The sequence below is a fragment of the Pedobacter aquatilis genome, assembly GCF_032678405.1.
GTDB lineage: Bacteria > Bacteroidota > Bacteroidia > Sphingobacteriales > Sphingobacteriaceae > Pedobacter > Pedobacter aquatilis_A.
Genome location: NZ_JAVTSJ010000006.1, coordinates 348,105 through 366,824, shown reverse-complemented (window position 1 = coordinate 366,824; position 18,720 = coordinate 348,105). Strand labels below are relative to the sequence as shown.

The 18,720-nt window shown below is 38.4% G+C and carries 16 protein-coding genes; 14 read left to right on the top strand and 2 right to left on the bottom strand.

Going from position 1 to position 18,720, the window contains the following annotated elements:
* Nucleotides 1-3: 3 nt before the first annotated feature.
* The 14 genes from R2R71_RS17580 (at nt 4) to ade (ending at nt 15,590) form a co-directional block, all read left to right on the top strand.
* Complete coding sequence (locus R2R71_RS17580; RefSeq protein WP_316832581.1) at nt 4-843, top strand: sulfurtransferase; 840 nt, start codon at nt 4-6, stop codon at nt 841-843.
* Nucleotides 844-956: 113 nt separating this feature from the next.
* Nucleotides 957-1,487, top strand: a complete 531-nt coding sequence (locus R2R71_RS17575; protein ID WP_316832580.1) for a DUF177 domain-containing protein — start codon at nt 957-959, stop codon at nt 1,485-1,487.
* Between the two features lie 15 nt (nt 1,488-1,502).
* Nucleotides 1,503-1,694 carry a 50S ribosomal protein L32 gene (gene rpmF, locus R2R71_RS17570; protein WP_196096996.1) on the top strand — a complete coding sequence of 64 codons (192 nt, stop codon included), beginning with the start codon at nt 1,503-1,505 and terminating at the stop codon, nt 1,692-1,694.
* Between the two features lie 101 nt (nt 1,695-1,795).
* On the top strand, nt 1,796-2,734 hold the full coding sequence (gene plsX / locus R2R71_RS17565; RefSeq protein WP_316832579.1) for a phosphate acyltransferase PlsX: 939 nt from the start codon (nt 1,796-1,798) through the stop codon (nt 2,732-2,734).
* Between the two features lie 18 nt (nt 2,735-2,752).
* On the top strand, nt 2,753-3,751 hold the full coding sequence (locus R2R71_RS17560; protein WP_316832578.1) for a beta-ketoacyl-ACP synthase III: 999 nt from the start codon (nt 2,753-2,755) through the stop codon (nt 3,749-3,751).
* Between the two features lie 150 nt (nt 3,752-3,901).
* Nucleotides 3,902-4,378 carry an acetyl-CoA carboxylase biotin carboxyl carrier protein gene (gene accB / locus R2R71_RS17555; RefSeq protein ID WP_316832577.1) on the top strand — a complete coding sequence of 159 codons (477 nt, stop codon included), beginning with the start codon at nt 3,902-3,904 and terminating at the stop codon, nt 4,376-4,378.
* Between the two features lie 96 nt (nt 4,379-4,474).
* On the top strand, nt 4,475-5,815 hold the full coding sequence (gene accC / locus R2R71_RS17550) for an acetyl-CoA carboxylase biotin carboxylase subunit (RefSeq protein ID WP_316832576.1): 1,341 nt from the start codon (nt 4,475-4,477) through the stop codon (nt 5,813-5,815).
* Between the two features lie 156 nt (nt 5,816-5,971).
* The gene (locus tag R2R71_RS17545; RefSeq protein WP_316832575.1) at nt 5,972-7,183 is read left to right on the top strand and encodes a hypothetical protein; all 1,212 of its coding nucleotides are present in this window, start codon (nt 5,972-5,974) and stop codon (nt 7,181-7,183) included.
* Between the two features lie 161 nt (nt 7,184-7,344).
* A complete protein-coding gene (tatC, locus tag R2R71_RS17540) occupies nt 7,345-8,226 on the top strand; it encodes a twin-arginine translocase subunit TatC (protein WP_316832574.1) in 882 nt (293 codons plus the stop codon).
* Between the two features lie 46 nt (nt 8,227-8,272).
* Entirely contained in the window at nt 8,273-8,710 is a 438-nt protein-coding gene (gene rpiB, locus R2R71_RS17535) for a ribose 5-phosphate isomerase B (protein ID WP_316832573.1), read from the top strand.
* Nucleotides 8,711-8,737: 27 nt separating this feature from the next.
* Nucleotides 8,738-10,366 carry a M28 family peptidase gene (locus R2R71_RS17530; RefSeq protein WP_316832572.1) on the top strand — a complete coding sequence of 543 codons (1,629 nt, stop codon included), beginning with the start codon at nt 8,738-8,740 and terminating at the stop codon, nt 10,364-10,366.
* Nucleotides 10,367-10,456: 90 nt separating this feature from the next.
* Complete coding sequence (locus R2R71_RS17525) at nt 10,457-11,845, top strand: LutB/LldF family L-lactate oxidation iron-sulfur protein (RefSeq protein ID WP_316832571.1); 1,389 nt, start codon at nt 10,457-10,459, stop codon at nt 11,843-11,845.
* Nucleotides 11,846-11,885: 40 nt separating this feature from the next.
* The gene (locus tag R2R71_RS17520) at nt 11,886-13,862 is read left to right on the top strand and encodes a thiamine pyrophosphate-dependent enzyme (RefSeq protein WP_316832570.1); all 1,977 of its coding nucleotides are present in this window, start codon (nt 11,886-11,888) and stop codon (nt 13,860-13,862) included.
* Between the two features lie 90 nt (nt 13,863-13,952).
* The gene (ade, locus tag R2R71_RS17515) at nt 13,953-15,590 is read left to right on the top strand and encodes an adenine deaminase (RefSeq protein ID WP_316832569.1); all 1,638 of its coding nucleotides are present in this window, start codon (nt 13,953-13,955) and stop codon (nt 15,588-15,590) included.
* A 25-nt stretch (nt 15,591-15,615) separates the two neighbouring features.
* On the opposite strand, the gene R2R71_RS17510 is transcribed toward ade, so the two are convergent.
* Nucleotides 15,616-16,224, bottom strand: a complete 609-nt coding sequence (locus tag R2R71_RS17510) for a SprT-like domain-containing protein (protein WP_316832568.1) — start codon at nt 16,222-16,224, stop codon at nt 15,616-15,618.
* 181 nt (nt 16,225-16,405) lie between these two features.
* Nucleotides 16,406-18,676, bottom strand: a complete 2,271-nt coding sequence (locus R2R71_RS17505) for a helix-turn-helix domain-containing protein (RefSeq protein WP_316832567.1) — start codon at nt 18,674-18,676, stop codon at nt 16,406-16,408.
* Between the last annotated feature and the right edge of the window lie 44 nt (nt 18,677-18,720).

Genomic DNA, 18,720 nt, shown 5'->3' with positions numbered 1-18,720 from the left:
AACATGAAATCATTACCCCCAATCATAAAACCCGAAGAATTAACTTGGTTAAATCAGGATGACGAAATTGTAATTATCGATGCAAATGCCGGCTCAAAAACCCGTTACGATGAACAGCATTTAGCTGGCGCTTTATTTGCCGATGTAAATGAAGATTTGGCCAATATTGGCGGTTTTGAAAAAGGTGGCAGGCATCCCCTACCAACCTATGAACAATTTTCGGATGTTTTACAGAAATTCGGCATTACTAAAAACACACACGTAATTGTTTACGATGATAAAAATGGTGGAAATGCGGCAGCCAGGTTATGGTGGATGTTAAAGGCCATCGGTCATGAAAAAGTTCAGGTGATAGATGGTGGCTTCCAGGCTGCTGTGAAAGCTGGATTTCCAACAACAAGTAAAACTGAAGTGCCAAAATCTGTAGAAAAATATGAAATAGAAAACTGGAACCTGCCCTTATCGAATATCGAAGAAGTAGAAAAGGTGTCCAGATCCGACCAATATATTGTTATTGATGTTCGCGATGCCAACCGTTACGCTGGTTTAACCGAACCTATCGACTTAATTGCAGGCCATATTCCGGGCGCTGTAAACATTCCTTTCACCGAAAATTTAGATATTGATGGAAGGTTTTTATCACCTGAAATTTTAAAAGAAAAATATACTTCGGCACTTTCTACAGTTAAGCCAGAAAATGTTATTGTTCATTGCGGCTCTGGCATTACGGCATGTCATACATTATTAGCCCTAGATTATGCTGGCTTACCAATTCCAAAACTTTACGTTGGCTCGTGGAGCGAATGGAGTAGAAATAACAAAGAAATGGTTTTAAAAAACTAAACCTGAGAGGTTTTAAAAACCTCTCGGGTTTTTTAATAGCCAACAATTTTTAAAAAACATTTTTTATCTAAGTATTTTATCCCTACATTTGCAGGCTAAAATTTTACAGTACTTTGAACCCGCTAAAACAATTTTCAGTACCGTTTACCGGATTAAAATTGGGAAGCCATCAGTTTGAATATGAGCTTGATGATGCCTTTTTTAATGCTTTCGAGTATTCGTTGATTAAAACGGGGGATTTAAAAGTTAACCTGGAGCTTGAGAAGCAGGAAACCATGTTACTTTTAAGATTTAAAGTAATTGGAACCGTAAATTTAGATTGCGACAAATGTTTATCTGAATTTCCTTTACCAATTAATTTGTACGAACGACAAATTGTAAAATTTGCAGGTGATGATTTGGAGAGTGATGATGATGAAATTATCTCGCTAAGCAGAAAAGAAACCGAAATTGATATATCGAGGCCGCTATACGAAATGATTAATGTAGCCGTGCCCTATATCAAAAATTGTGATCAGGCTGGTAAAGAATGTGATCAGGAAATGATTGCTAGATTAACACAATTATCTATCGACAACCAGGCTGAAGAAAATGAACAAATAAGCGACCCGCGTTGGGAAGCACTTAATAAGTTAAAAAAATAATTAGATTATACACCAATGGCACATCCAAAACGGAAAATCTCGAAACAGAGAAAAAATAAAAGAAGAACGCACTATAAAGCTGAGCTTCCTTCTTTAGCAACTTGCGCAGCAACAGGTGCTATCCACGTACCTCACCGTGCATATAACGTTGATGGTAACCTATACTATAACGGTAAATTGGTTATCGAAAATACTCAAATCGGGTAATTTTCTTAAAAAATTGTTTGTGTTTTCAGCGGCTTTAGTCATACCTTAGTCAACTGAAAATTTTAGGATTTACCTAAAACTAACACAGACAGATTTTTTCTATGAAAATAGGCCTCGACATAATGGGCGGAGACTATGCTCCTAAAGCAATTGTTTTAGGAGCAATAGCAGCTCATCAATCGCTAAACGCCGGAGAACACCTGGTTCTAATCGGCGATACCGAACAGATAAAACCAATTCTCGCAGAAGAAGGTTTTAATCCGGATCATTTTGAATACGTTCATACTGATGAGGTTATTGGTATGGGCGAACATCCCACAAAAGCAATTGTTCAGAAACCTAATTCGAGCATAGCAGTTGGCTTTAACCTTTTAAAAGAAGGTAAAATCGATTCGTTTGCAAGTGCAGGTAATTCGGGGGCAATGCTGGTTGGCGCAGTTTTTAGCGTTAAAACTATTCCGGGCATTATCCGCCCATGTTTATGTACCATTCTTCCAAAAATTAAAGGCGGCACAGGCTTATTGCTTGATGTTGGCGCTAATGCAGATTGCAAGCCCGACATTCTTTTGCAATTTGGCGTTTTAGGCAGTTTATATGCCGAAAATTTATTGCAAATAAATGCACCTAAAGTTGCGTTATTAAATATAGGCGAAGAAGATGAAAAAGGAAATATGCTAAGCATGGCTACTTTCCCTTTAATGAAGGATACAAACCTATTTAACTTTGTTGGTAACGTAGAAGGAAGAGATTTATTTAACGATAAAGCTGATGTTATTGTTTGTGATGGTTTTACTGGAAACGTGGTGCTTAAATTAGCCGAATCTTTCTATGTACTTACCGTTAAAAAAGGAATGAAAGATGAGTTTTTCGATCGTTTTAATTACGAACAGTATGGTGGAAGTCCGGTGTTAGGTGTTAACGCTCCCGTTGTTATCGGACATGGAATTTCCAGTCCGCTGGCAGTAAAAAATATGATTCTTCAATCCAGGGAAATGATTACCACCGGATTGGTAGACAAAATTAGAACGGCATTTAAATAATTTATTAAAATTTTTAAAATGAGTAAAATTCACGCTGCTATCACAGCAGTAAATGGTTACGTCCCCGACTATGTGCTTACAAACGCAGAGTTAGAAACCATTGTTGACACTTCGGATGAATGGATTACCAGCAGAACGGGAATTAAAGAACGCAGAATTTTAAAAGGCGAAGGTTTAGGTACTTCAGATATGGCTGTTCATGCTGTAAATGGCTTACTTAAAAAGAGGGGGATTGATGCAAAGGAAATCGAGTTGATTATCTTCTGCACCACTACACCCGATTTTACTTTCCCTGCAACAGCAAACGTTTTAGCTGATAAAATTGGTGCAACAAATGCATGGGGTTACGATTTACAGGCTGCTTGTTCGGGCTTTATTTTTGGCTTATCAACAGGTGCTTCATTCATCGAATCAGGAAGACATAAAAAAGTTTTAGTAGTTGGTGGCGATAAAATGTCGTCAATCATCAACTATGAAGACCGTACCACCTGTATTATTTTTGGTGATGGTTGCGGTTGCGCTTTACTTGAACCGAATGAAGAAGGCTTAGGTGTTATGGATTCTATTTTAAGAACAGATGGTTCTGGAAGAGATTTCCTAGGCATGAAAGCCGGAGGTTCAGTTAAGCCTGCTTCGCATGAAACTGTTGATGCAAGAGAGCATTTTGCACACCAGGAAGGCCCAACAGTATTCAAATTTGCAGTAACCAATATGGCTGATGTTGCGGCCGAAATTATGGAACGTAACAATTTAACATCAGATGATGTTGCATGGTTAGTACCTCACCAGGCAAATAAACGTATTATCGATGCTACTGCTAACCGTATGGGTGTTACTACAGATAAGGTCATGATCAACATTGAGCGTTATGGCAATACCACTAACGGAACTATTCCATTATGTTTATGGGAATGGGAAAGTAAGTTAAAAAAGGGCGATAACATTGTACTTGCCGCATTTGGTGGTGGTTTCACATGGGGCTCTATATACCTTAAATGGGCTTACGATTCAAATTAGTTTGAGGAGAACTTATTTTTAATTTACCGGTCAATGATTTTACCGGTAAGCTATTAATAATCAACTGAAGAACTTATAAAATTTAAAACAAAAAAAGTATAACTTAGTTAATTCAATAAACACTATTTTTTACAATAACTAGCTTAAAAAATGGATATCAAACAAATACAGGAACTGATCAAATTTGTTTCCCGTTCTGGTGTAAATGAAGTTGCAATCGAGCAAGAGAATTTTAAAATCACCATTAAAACAAACCAGGCACCAACCGTTGTACACGCTACTGTACCACAAGCACCGCTTGTGCAGGCAGCGGCACCAGTTGCCACAGCTCCTACAGCACCAGTTGCATCTACTCCGGCTGTTCCGGCAGCAGAAGATACTTCTAAATACATTACCATTAAATCGCCAATGATTGGTACTTTCTACCGTTCATCGAGCCCTGATAAACCAATGTTTGTAAATGTTGGTGATGAGGTTGGTACTGGTAAAGTAGTTTGCATTATTGAAGCGATGAAACTTTTCAACGAAATTGAAAGTGAAGTTTCTGGCCGTATTGTTAAAATCCTGGTTGAAAACGCATCACCAGTTGAGTACGACCAACCGTTATTTTTAGTAGAACCTATTTAGAAATAGATTTCACAGATTAATTTGATTTCACAGATTTTTACTTATACCGCTTAAACGGTGTAATCTTTTAAATCGGGGTAATCCTAAATTAAAATTATGTTTAAAAAAATACTAATTGCCAACAGGGGCGAAATCGCTTTGCGTATCATTCGTACCTGTAAAGAAATGGGCATCAAAACTGTTGCTGTTTATTCTACTGCAGATAGAGAGAGTTTACACGTACGTTTTGCTGATGAGGCTGTGTGTATTGGTCCGCCGCCAAGTAAAGATTCATATCTAAATATTCCAAATATTATTTCGGCAGCAGAGTTAACCAATGCCGATGCTATCCATCCTGGATATGGGTTTTTATCTGAAAATGCTAAATTTTCGAACATCTGCCGCGAATACGGAATTAAATTTATCGGTGCAACACCTGAACAAATTAATGGTATGGGCGACAAAGCATCGGCTAAAGAGACGATGAAAAATGCAGGTGTCCCTACTATTCCAGGTTCTGATGGTTTGCTTACCAGCGTTAAGGAAGGTATTGCAATTGCTAACGACATGGGCTACCCGGTTATCCTGAAAGCAACTGCCGGTGGTGGTGGCCGTGGTATGCGTGTAGTTTGGAAAGATGAAGATTTTGAAAATGCATGGGACAGTGCCCGTCAGGAATCAGGAGCAGCTTTTGGTAACGATGGATTATATTTAGAAAAATATATCGAAGACCCTCGCCATATTGAAATCCAGGTTATTGGCGATCAGTTTGGTAAAGCATGTCACTTATCAGAACGCGATTGCTCAATTCAACGCCGTCACCAGAAATTAGTTGAAGAATCTCCATCACCATTTATGACGGAAGAACTTCGTTTAAGAATGGGAGAAGCAGCTATTAAAGGTGCACAAGCAGTAAATTATGAAGGCGCAGGTACAATCGAATTTTTGGTTGATAAACACCGTAACTTCTATTTCATGGAAATGAATACGCGTATCCAGGTAGAGCACCCTGTTACAGAAGAAGTAATCAATTTCGATTTAATTAAGGAGCAGATAAAAGTTGCTGCAGGTATTCCGATTTCGGGTAAAAACTATACCCCGGAAATGCATGCAATTGAATGTCGTATCAATGCAGAAGATCCGGCAAATAACTTCCGTCCATCTCCTGGAAAAATCACGAACTTCCATTCACCGGGCGGACATGGTGTACGTGTAGATACGCATGTTTACGCAGGATATCAAATTCCACCAAACTACGATTCGATGATTGCGAAGCTAATTTGCGTGGCACAAACACGCGAAGAGGCAATTTGCACAATGGAACGTGCTTTAAGTGAATTTGTAATCGAAGGAATAAAAACTACAATTCCTTTCCACTTACAATTGATGAAAGACCCTAACTTCAGGGCTGGAAATTTCACCACAAAATTTATGGAAACGTTTGAGTTTTCTGAATAATTTCTAAATATTTTATTTCAAAATACAAGAGGGGCTGTAACACAATGTGCAGCCTCTTTTTTTATACTCGGTTTTTTTTATTCGAAAAACAAAATTAATTCACTGACAATGTAGCATTTATACATTTATGTTCGTTTTGTGTAAAAACCATGAAACATGAAAAAAAATTTACTCAAAGGGTTATTGCTGCTATCGACCATTGCGCTATTAACCCAATGCAAAAAAGACAACAGCGGAGATTATGAGCTTATACAAATAGCCAAGGTGATTCCCGTTCAGCAAATGAGAGCGCTTTCGGTAGGCATTACCAAACCTGTGAAAGCTAAGAAAACCGGAAAAATTTACATTTACAACGATTTTCTGTTTATTAACGAACCTTACAAAGGCATCCATATCTTTAATAACGCCAATCCAAATGCCCCTGTAAACATAGCTTTTCTGCAAATTCCGGGAAACATAGATATTGCTGTTCAGAATAATGTTCTTTATGCCGACAGCTATGTCGATTTGCTAGCATTTGATATTTCCTCGATAAACAATATCAGGCAAATAAAAAGGGTAAATGATGTTTTTAAACAGTTTTATACCAGTGCTACAGGCCCTCAGCAGTATGTAGTTACATTTAAAGATACACTTGTAAATAAACAGGCTTATAGTAAAGAAATGTTCTATGCTTCTTCGAGCTACAGTACTTCCTCGTCTTCATCCGGACAAGGAGGCTCTATGGCCAGATTTACCCTATTAAACAACTATCTTTACACAGTAGGCTTAATGGATTTAAGTCTATTTGATGTAAAAACGGCAGCTAACCCAACATTTGTAAAATCAATTAACTTAGGATGGGGCGTAGAAACTATATTCCCTTATGAGAACAAATTATTTATCGGCACTAATACAGGTATGCATATCTTCAGTGCAGCAGACCCTGTAAATCCTGTTAAGCTTTCAACCTACAGCCACATATTTGCTTGCGATCCGGTAGTTGTTCAAGGGAAATATGCCTATGTAACCCTTCGAACCGGAAACATGTGTATGCAAGCTACTAACCAGCTGGAGGTAGTAGATATTGAAGACCCTACGAAACCTAAACAAGTTGCCGTTTATCCAATGCAAAATCCTCATGGGTTGAGTGTAAATGGCGATAATCTATTTCTTTGTGAGGGTGTTTATGGAATTAAGAGTTTTAATATCGCTGATAAAACTGCGATTGGTAAAAACCTTTTACAACAACTAAATATGATTAAAAGCTACGATGTTATTGCTGGCCCAAAAACTTTAATCGTAACCGGAGAAGACGGTGTTTATCAGTTTAACTACAGTAATCCCGCAAGTTTAAAACAGTTAAGTGTAATTAAAGTACAGATTTAATTGCTAGTCGTTTATTTTGTAAACTAATTTAAGGGCTTGCATAGGCTTCAAACCGCATTATCATTCAAAATTGAAGTCAATTCTCATAATAATATAAACTATTTTTATATTTAACCCGTAAATACCATTCTATTCAAATAGAATGGTATTTTTGTTTCAACATGAGCGACAGCAGAGAAAAATCACTTATAAAAGCAATCAGTAATAAAGGCGCAAATTTAGAGGCAGAAATGTCTTTTTTCGATCATCTCGATGTATTGCGTAAACATTTAATCAGGGCGGTTATTGCAATCGCGGTTTTTACAGGCATTGCCTTTTATTTCAACGAAGAAATTCTTGATAAAATAATTTTCGGCCCCAAAAAACCTGACTTCTGGACATACAGAATGATGTGTAAACTTGTTGAGGCATTTCCATCCTTAGGTAAGGATATGTGTATTACCAAAATTAATGGCGAAATCATTAACACGGAAATGGCTGGGCAGTTTAACCTGCAATTAAATGTATGTGTTATGTGCGGCATCGTTGTTGGTTTCCCTTATTTGTTGTGGGAAATATGGCGATTTGTAAAACCTGCCTTACACGATAACGAGCGCAAATCGGCAAGTGGGTTTGTATTTTCTGCATCATTATTATTTATCATAGGTATTCTTTTCGGCTATTTTGTTGTTTGCCCTCTATCAGTAAACTTCTTAACAGGTTATACGGTAAGTGAAGAAATTAAAAATACATTTACAGTTGATTCTTACCTTTCATCTGTAGCTACCTTAACCCTTGGTACCGGTATTATTTTCGAATTACCAATAGTGATATTCATTTTATCAAAATTAGGTTTAATGACACCTAAATTGATGCGTGCCAGCAGGCGTTATGCAACAGTTATCATTTTAATTATTGCAGCGATTGTAACACCAACACCTGATATTATGACGATGTTGATTGTGGCTACTCCATTATTCTTGTTGTATGAATTAAGTATTTTCGTTTCAGCCTACATCGAAAGAAAAAAGAAAAAAGCCGAAGCAGCGTTCTATGCCAAATAACAAAAACATTACGAATACATTTCATAATTCTCTATAAATTTGACTGATGCCAAACACTAAAATTAAAATCGCAATAGGTTCAGATCATGCAGGTTTTGAATACAAAGAAGTTTTAAAAACCTTCCTTTCTGATTACGAGGTTGAAGATTTTGGAACCCACTCGCTGGATTCAGTGGATTATCCTGATTTTGCACATCCTGTTGCATCTGCAGTAGAAAGTGGTGATTTTAAATATGGCATTTTACTTTGTGGTTCGGCAAATGGTGTTGCGATAACTGCAAATAAACATCAGCATATCAGAGCTGGTTTATGCTGGGAAAACGAAGTAGCATCATTAGTAAGAAAACACAATGATGCGAATGTGCTGTGTATCCCGGCAAGATTTGTTTCCGAAACACTTGCAAAAGAAATTACAACAACTTTTTTAAATACCGAGTTTGAAGGTGGACGACACCAGAACAGGGTTGATAAAATATCTTGTTAATATTGAACAACTAACTTTTACTACATAATGAATAAAAGATTTCTAACCCTTGGCCTGGCATCAGTACTTAGTATAAGCTGCTTCGCTCAAGTAAAACCACTTGCTCCTAATAAGGATGCAATACGGTTTGGCAAAGCTATTAATCCGGCTGAAGGATTTAAACACCTTTCGGTATTAGCTTCTGATGAATATGAAGGCCGTGAAACCGGTACCAAAGGTGCATGGATGGCTGCAGATTATATTCGTAATTATTTCAAGTCTATCGGATTAAAAGGCCCTGTAAATGGCGAATATTTCCAGAAAATTGATTTAGTTAACGTAACACTAAAAGAAAGCCATGTTACGGTTAATGGTCAGCCGAAAGAATACCAGAAAGATTATGTGGTAACGCCGAGCTTAATTAGCGATAAAGGTTTTACTTTCTCTACCGACGAAATCGTTTTTGTAGGATATGCCATTAAAAAAGAGGGCTACAATGATTTTGCCGGCACCGATATTAAAGGTAAGGTTGTAATGATGTTCAGCGCTGGCGACCCGACAGTTAAAGCTGGTACCAGAATGGACAGAGCTACCTATAGAGCTATTTTAGAAGAAAGAGCTAAATATTTTGCTGCAAATGGTGTTAAAGCGATCATTCTAATCGATCCGATGGTTGATAGAATTACCGAAAACACAAAACAGGCACAAAATAAAGGAAGAGTTTTGGTGAGATCGAGCGCTGCATTAGAAGCTCAAAATGGTGCGCCACGTATTTCGATATCTACTGCTGTTGCCAACGAATTATTGAAAGCTTCGAATACAACTGTTGCTGATTTACAAAAGAAAATAATCGACAGCCAGGCACCTGCATCGCAGGTATTGAACGTCGCTTTTTCTGCAAGTGCAGCTAAACAAGATACGCCTGTTAGATGTGAAAATGTTCTGGGTTACCTGGAAGGTTCTGACCCGGTTCTTAAAAAAGAAGTATTGATACTTACAGGCCACTATGACCATATTGGTTTAGTTAACGATCCGAACGCTAAGGATAAAGTTAATAATGGTGCTGATGACGATGGTTCAGGAACAACAGGGGTTTTATTAATGGCAAAAGCATTTATGGATGCTAAAAAAGCTGGTAAAGGTCCAAAACGCAGCATCCTGTTTATGACAGTTGTTGGTGAAGAAAAAGGATTATGGGGTTCTGACTGGTATTCTGAACACCCGGTATTCCCTGTTGCAAACACAATTGCCGATTTAAATACAGATATGATTGGTCGTATTGGCGAAGAGTATCTGGGTAAACCAGATTCTGCAAACTACATTTACTCAGTAGGTTCAAAAATGTTAAGCAGCGATTTAGCAAAGTTGCAGGATAGAGTTAATGCAACATATACTAAAATGAAGCTGGATTTTAAATATGATGATCCGAAAGATCCTGAACAAATCTATTACCGTTCAGATCACTACAACTTTGCTAAGTTAGGTATTCCAATTATTTTCTTTTACGATGGGATGCTGGAACAAGATTATCACAGACCTGGTGATGAGGTAAGTAAAATTAACTTTCCTTTGTTGGCAAAAAGAGCACATTTAACTTATTATATAGCCTGGGAATTAGCTAATCAAGCAAAACGACCAGTTGTTGATATGGACGGAAAAGGAAATCCAAAGAAATAATAAAGTCAAAATTTTAAGCCCCGATCTTACAATCGGGGCTTTTTTATACACATTACTTTTGGCGGTAACAGAAATTCCTATCTTTGAAATATGATGAAAACTGCGGAGGAATTTTTAGAGAAATCTGATGAGAAGGCGTTCGATTTACCACATCGTAAAACCATCAACTACAATATTGGTAAATACAATACGGCAGTAGCCCGTGGATTATCAAAATTTGAAAACCTCGAAGCATCGAAGAAAAAAGCGCACGTTATTAAATGGCGTGTAATGGAAAACCTGGATAAGTTTTTGCCAGAATTCGAATCAAATTTTCAACGCAGGGGCGGAAAAGTTATCTGGGCAAATGATGCCGCAGAAGCCCAACGCGAAATCCTCAACATCATTAAAAAAAACAATGGAAAAACAGTAATCAAATCTAAATCGATGACTACTGAAGAAATCCATTTAAATGATTTTCTGGAAAGTAATCAAATCGAATCTTTAGAAAGTGATTTGGGCGAATACATCGTTCAGTTACTGGGGCAAGCCCCCTATCATATTGTTACTCCGGCAATGCACCTCAGTGCAACCGACATTGCACAGTTATTTCACGATAAATTCGGAACACCAATTGACGCAACTCCGCCACAACTGGTACAAAAGGCAAGGGAATTACTCCGTGAAAAATACCTCAATGCAGATATTGGTATCAGTGGAGGCAACTTTCTGATCGCCGATACCGGAAGCATTGCCATTACCGAAAATGAAGGAAACGCAAGGTTAAGCACTACATTTCCAAAAATCCATATTGCTATTGTTGGTATAGAGAAGGTTATTCCTTCGATGGCTGATTTAGATTTATTCTGGCCACTACTGGCTTCGCATGGCACCGGACAGAATTTAACCGTTTACAACAGCATTTTGAGTGGTCCACGCCAACCCAACGAAACCGATGGCCCCGAAGAAATGTATGTAATCCTTTTAGATAATGGACGTACCAATCTTTTGGCGCAAAAAGATCAGCGTCAGGGTTTATATTGCATCCGTTGTGGTGCATGTTTAAATGCCTGTCCTGTTTACAAAAACATTGGCGGCCATACGTACAACACTACTTACAGTGGTCCTATTGGCTCTGTAATTACCCCACACCTAAAGGGTATGGAAGAGTTTAAGCATTTAAGTTATGCTTCAAGCCTCTGCGGAAAATGCTCAGAAGTTTGTCCGGTGAAAATTGATATCCACAAAATGTTGTTGCTAAACCGTAGAGATGCAGCCGCAGCCCATGAAAACGGAAAGGTTGAAGAAATTGGCTGGAGCATGTTTAACAAAATGATGCAGAAACGTAAATGGATGGACTTTTTTGGCGGTAAGTTCAAGAATTTCATGCTTAAAAAATTCTTCAGGAAAAGTTGGGGGAAATATCGTGAAATGCCTGAAATTGCTGATAAATCTTTTGCAAAACAATGGGAAGATTTAAAGAAAAATAAGGAAGAGTAGAGCCAGATTTAAAAATTGCTAACCAAAACAAAGAATTGAAATGCATTTCAACCGTGGTAATAAAGACGACAAATTCTTATTGAATTTATATGAAAGATTACTTTATCCACGCATGGTTGAGGAAAAGATGCTTAAACTACTTCGTCAGGGCAGAATTGGCAAATGGTTTTCGGGCATTGGGCAAGAAGCAATTGCCGTGGGCTCTACCTTAGCCATGCAAAGCGATGAATATATCCTACCAATGCATCGCAATCTTGGGGTATTCACATCAAGGGATATTCCACTAAAAAAATTAATGGCGCAGTGGCAGGGTAAAATTAGTGGCTTTACCAAAGGCCGCGACCGGTCTTTTCATTTCGGTACACAAGCCTATAAAATAATTGGAATGATTTCTCATCTCGGTCCGCAGATGGCTCTGGCCGATGGTATAGCGCTCGCTGATATTTTGGCTGAGAAGCCTAAAGCTACCCTGGTTTACACTGGCGAAGGTGCAACGAGTGAGGGCGATTTTCATGAAGCTGCAAATGTAGCTGCCGTTTGGAATTTACCGGTTATTTTCCTCATCGAGAATAACGGCTATGGCCTTTCAACTCCAATATCAGAGCAATTTAAATGCAAAAACCTGGTTGATAAGGCGGTTGGTTACGGTATCGAAGGTATACAAATTGATGGAAATAATATCCTGGAAGTTTATGATACCATTGATAATATTGCAAAAGACATTCGCCAGAATCCCCGCCCTGTTTTATTGGAATGCTTAACCTTTAGAATGCGTGGCCATGAGGAAGCTTCGGGCACCAAATATGTCCCCCAAGAATTATTCGATGAGTGGGAGAAGAAAGACCCGTTGAGCAATTATGAGGCTTACTTAATCGAACAGAAAGTATTAACCATTGAATCGGTTACTAACATAAAAACAGAAATTAAACGGGCTATCGAATTGGAAGTTGAAGAAGCTTTTGATGAATCCGAACCAAGCGCAAATGCCAGGCAGGAAGAACTGGACATGTACTTTCCCTATACGCAGGAAGTAATTGAACCTCAACAGCCTTCAACTGAAAAGAGATACCTCGATGCAATAAGCGAAGGGCTTGATTTAGCAATGCAGAAATACCCTAATCTGGTGTTAATGGGGCAAGATATTGCTGATTACGGAGGAGCGTTTAAAATCACTGATGGTTTTACGGCTAAATATGGTAAAGGGAGGGTGCGTAATACGCCTATTTGCGAATCGGCGATTGTTGGTGCAGGATTAGGCTTATCGATTAATGGCTTTAAGGCGGTTGTAGAAATGCAATTTGCCGATTTTGTTAGCGTTGGCTTTAATCAAATCGTTAATAATCTGGCGAAAACCCATTACCGATGGGGCGAAAAAGCCGACGTTGTGGTTCGGATGCCCACGGGTGCAGGCACAGGCGCAGGGCCCTTTCATTCGCAAAGTAATGAAGCATGGTTTACGAAGACCCCTGGTTTAAAAATCGTTTATCCGGCTTTCCCTAATGATGCAAAAGGTTTGCTATTGGCCGCAATCGAAGACCCTAATCCGGTATTATATTTTGAACATAAATATCTATACAGGAGTTTAACAGCACCTGTTCCTGACGATTATTATACCATAGCCATTGGCAAAGCCGCAACACTGGCAAATGGAAAAAAATTCGCCATTATTACTTATGGTTTGGGTGTACATTGGGCCTTAGAATATCTGTCCAATAATCCGGATTGTGGCGCTACAATTATAGATTTAAGGACTTTGCAACCTTGGGATAAAAATGCAGTTGAAATAGCTGTAAAAGCTACCGGAAGGGTGTTAGTTCTACATGAAGATACGCTTACCAATGGTTTTGGAGCTGAAATTTCTGCATGGATTGGCGAACATTGCTTTCAGGATTTAGATGCACCCGTGATGCGTTGTGCCAGCTTAGACACCGCTATTCCGATGAGTAAAATATTGGAAGAAGATTTTTTGGCGAAGGCCAGACTAGCGGCTACCATTGATAAATTATTAAAATATTGAGTTCGGTTAATTGTTAAAACTGATTAATCTTTTTACAGCAGCAACATAATCAATTAACCAATTTATACAACTTAAACAGTTAAACACTAAATGAACAATTTTACAGTCGAAGGAAACATTATAGATATCACAAAGCGAAATATTTTCTTTGGCGAAATTGAGGTTGAGGGAGGAAGAATAAAATCCATCAATAAAATTTCCGGACAGAAAGCGGAAAGGGATTTTATTTTACCGGGATTTATCGACAGCCATGTTCATATTGAAAGCAGTATGCTTATTCCGAGTGAATTTGCCAGGCTGGCTGTTGTTCATGGAACAGTAGCTACCATTAGTGACCCGCACGAAATAGCAAATGTTTGTGGCATGGAAGGCGTTGAATTTATGATAGAGAATGGAAAAACCGTTCCCTTTAAATTTAATTTCGGTGCCCCAAGCTGTATTCCGGCTACGATTTTCGAAACTGCTGGTGCTGAATTAAACCACAATGATGTTAAACTGCTTTTAGAACGCCCCGAAGTTAAATACCTCAGCGAAATGATGAACTTTCCTGGCGTGTTAAATAATGACGAAGAAGTACTCAAAAAGATTGCCGCAGCACACGCACTTGGAAAACCCGTTGATGGCCATGCGCCTGGTTTACGGGGAACTGCTGTTCAGCAATACATAGATGCCGGCATTTCAACCGATCACGAATGTTTTACTGCTGAAGAAGCTTTGGATAAGTTGCAGCGAGGCATGAAGATTCTTATCCGCGAAGGAAGTGCTGCCAAAAATTTCGAAGCATTGATTGATTTGTTAAATGATTGGCCGGAAATGATGATGTTTTGTAGCGACGATAAACATCCTGATAGCCTGGTAGAAAATCATATTAACGAACTTTGTGCAAGAGCTGTAGCCAAGGGAATTGATGTTTTCAATATTCTGCAAGCGGCCTGTATCAACCCCATCATTCATTACAAACTAGATGTAGGAGCCCTTCAAATTGGCGACTACGCAGACTTTATCGTTGTTGGGGATTTAAACTCTTTTAAAGTAAAAAAGACTTATATAGATGGTGTTTTGTTGGCTGAAAATGGTAAAACTGTTGGAGACTGGATTAAACATGAAAAAGATAAAGAATCTGTAAATCATTTTGACTGTAGTTTAAAAACTGAAGAAGATTTCATTTTTGCTTCTACTGGTCAGGAAGAAATTCCGGTTATTGAAGCTTTGGATGGTCAGCTGATAACAAATCGCTGTGAAGCAAAACCTAAAGTTTTGAATGGCAATATAATCTCAGATACGGCTAACGATATTTTGAAAATCGTGGTGGTAAACCGCTATCATGATGCACCGGTTGCCATCTCGTTTGTCAAAAATTTTGGATTAAAAAGCGGTGCAATTGCATCAAGCGTAGCACACGACAGCCATAATATTATTGCTGTAGGTGTCGATGATAAAAGTATTTGCGAAGCAGTTAATCTGGTGATAAAAGAAACAGGGGGTGTGACAGCTGTTAATAACGAAAAAGAAGTAATCCTTGGTTTACCTGTTGCCGGTTTAATGAGCAATCATAACGGTTATGAAGTTGCAGAGCATTATACGGCTATTGATAATTTTGCTAAAGAATTAGGTTCTACGCTGGTTGCTCCCTTTATGACCCTTTCATTTATGGCTTTACTGGTAATCCCGCATTTGAAATTAAGTGATAAAGGCTTATTTGATGGCGACACCTTCGAATTTGTTTAAGATTACTTCGTGAAATAACCTAAAACTAATCCATCACAAAAACTTCGGCAAGTGGGTTAAAGAGGTAGATTCGCTTATCGTCAAGGCAAACACAACGATAACGTTTTCTAATCCGTTCGCCTTTGGTAAACCTGCGGCCATCTTTAATTTTGAATGTCGTATTAACAGGAAGCTGCTCTAAATGTAATGTTTCCGTCTGGGCCGAATCGTATTTTTTTAATGCTCTCGATAAATGCAAATCCGAACAGCTTGAAGCAGCCGGATTAGACATATAATTATCAATTGCCCGATGAATATCTGCTGGAAAAATATTCATTTCAAAAAACGGAACCATCATGCGCTGAAAGTTTTTTTTCCACTCCGAACCATGAGGTTTCACTTTGTTTTTGAAATCGTTCCAGGTTAAAAGATGGGCAAATTCATGCACAGTGGTTACAAGAAAAGCATAATGATTCAGGTTAAAATTAACTGAAATCCGGTGTCCCTTATCGCGGTATGGATGGCGGTAATCGCCAAGTTTAGTAGAACGGGTTTTGGCTATTTTAAACTCACACTGGAAATAATCTATCCACTTTGCTATTAGCGGCGCTGCCTCTGCAGGCATATACTGTGCTAAAACGTTAACTTTCTCCACAAATGCTAAGATAGGGATTTGCCAAATATTTAACTAAAACAGCTGTTAAGATTTACACGAATTTAACTGCTGCACATACTAACTTTAAAAGTTCTATCTTTTTGACGTCATTGCGAGGCACGAAGTAATCTCTTTTCTGTTGGATTGCTTCGTGCCTCGCAATGACGATAACTTATGAAAACTACTCATCCGATGGAAACAATGAAGCCAATACCAGTTTAATCTCTCCAAAAGAATAATCTTTACCCAAAAACTCCCTAATGCTCGCCATTGATTTCGTTTTCTGGCTTTCGACAGCGGCACTAATGTTTTTGATTTTATTAGCTTTTACCAATTTAGCCACATCCAGTTGTTGCGTTGAAACGAAATAAGCCAAATGACCTTCTACCGTTCCCACGGATAAACCACGTTCTTTAGCAATTTCTGCTACGTTTTTACCCTGCTCATAAAGCTCAAAACTGACGAGTTTCGTATCAACTTTTGGCTCCTTCTTTTTTTTCTCAGCTGCCGATTTCACTTTAAGTGCAACGCCTTTTAATTGTATAGCTTGCTGTAATTGCTTGTTGCGTTCTTCGGTATTCAGCAATGCTTCCGTATCAGCCTTACTAAATTCTTTCCCATCAATAATTGCCAATAAAAGCGCCTTACTTTTGTGCATTTTTTTTAACTGCTCATAAACCAGAATCTCTAATTCGAGCAATTCCGTTAAATAAGTTTTAATCCCCTTCTCTTCTTTAATGGCTTCTATCTGCGCCAGGAATTTATCGGAAACTTCTTTAATCAGCGGGTTGAAATATTTTAAGGCAGCCTCTACCCTTTTTGAAACATTAAATAAAGTATGTTCATGCTGCTGTGCAAAAAGATTTTTAAGCTGGTTAACAAATGTATCAGCTGTTGCAGTGATCTTTTGAAAATCTTTATATAAATCCATCGTCCAGCCATCATAATGTTGCTTGGTCGATCTAGCTTCACTCTTATCGAAAGTTTCTACATGCTCTTTCATGTAATACCTCACCATATTCAAATCGAATGCTGAGATGAGGTAGCTTCTTATAAAATCAAAACTCTCCACACTGATCCGCTGTGTTAAAGCATCAGCAGTTTGTTTCGTACTCGAAAAATAATGGATATTCTGGTCTTGTTGCAAACCACTATCCCTAAGGTGGGAAGTTAAAACCAGACCTCTTAGCGAGCGCAGACGAGAAAGTGCCACGTAGGCCTGCCCGGGTGCAAAAGCATCACCAATATCAATAATTGCTTTATCGAAGGTTAAACCCTGGCTTTTATGTACCGTAATAGCCCAGGCGAGCTTAATTGGGTATTGAACAAATGAACCGGCAACGCTTTCGGCAATCTCATTTGTGGCCTCGTTCAGTTTATATTTTACGTTTTCCCAGGTGTATGGCGAAACAGAAATAACCACTTTATCATCTGGCAATTCAATTTCAATCGTGTCTTTTTCGATGTGATGCACAACACCGATTTTACCATTATAATAACGCTTCTCGGCAGTCATATCATTTTTAATAAACATTACCTGGGCACCAACTTTAAGCTCTAAGCTTTTTTCATTGGGATAAGAATGCTCACTAAACTCACCCGTGATTTTCGCTTCAAAAAAATACGACCTGCCATTCAGTTCTGTTAACCTTTCACGGTTAATTGCATCAGCTTTATTATTATGTGTGGTTAAAGTAATATAATTCTCCTCTGCAGCGGGTTTGAAATCTGCCTTAAAATGCTGTCTTAGTAAAGCCGTATCTTTGGGTGTAATTTGGTTATTCCTTAAGTGATTGAGTAAATCGATAAAAACAGCATCATCCTGACGATAAATTTTATCCAGCTCGATATAAACGGGTGGATTATTCTGTAACGCAAGTGCATCAAAAAAGTAAATACTCTTATAAAAACCAGCCATTATACGCCACTCGTCATTTTTAACTACCGGAGGTAACTGGTGTAAATCGCCGATAAACAATAGCTGTACACCGCCAAAAGGCACATTCCTGTTCCTTCTGATATACCTTAAAGAGAAATCAATGGCATCAAGCATATCCGCACGGAGCATACTCACCTCATCAATTACCAATAACTCCAGTTCCTGTATCATTCGCCTTTTATTGCCTTGCATATTTAAATGCTTCACAATAGTTCTGGGGGTGTTAAAATTAAAAGTAATGTTCTGATTAATTAAACCTGCAGCTGCATCAGGGAAAAAGGCCCCGAAGGGTAGCTGAAAAAGTGAATGAATGGTAACTCCTGATGCATTAATGGCAGCGATACCAGTTGGCGCACAAATCATAGCCTTTTTATGGGTTAGCTGGATTAGCTTACGCAGAAAAGTTGTTTTACCAGTGCCCGCTTTCCCGGTTAGGAAAACGTGTTTGGAGGTATAATTAACAAACTTTGCAGCGATTTCTGCAGGCATAGAGGTTTCTTCAGGTTGTGGCATTTATAATAAAATATTTTGGTGGCTTTAGCTGAAGGGATAAACTA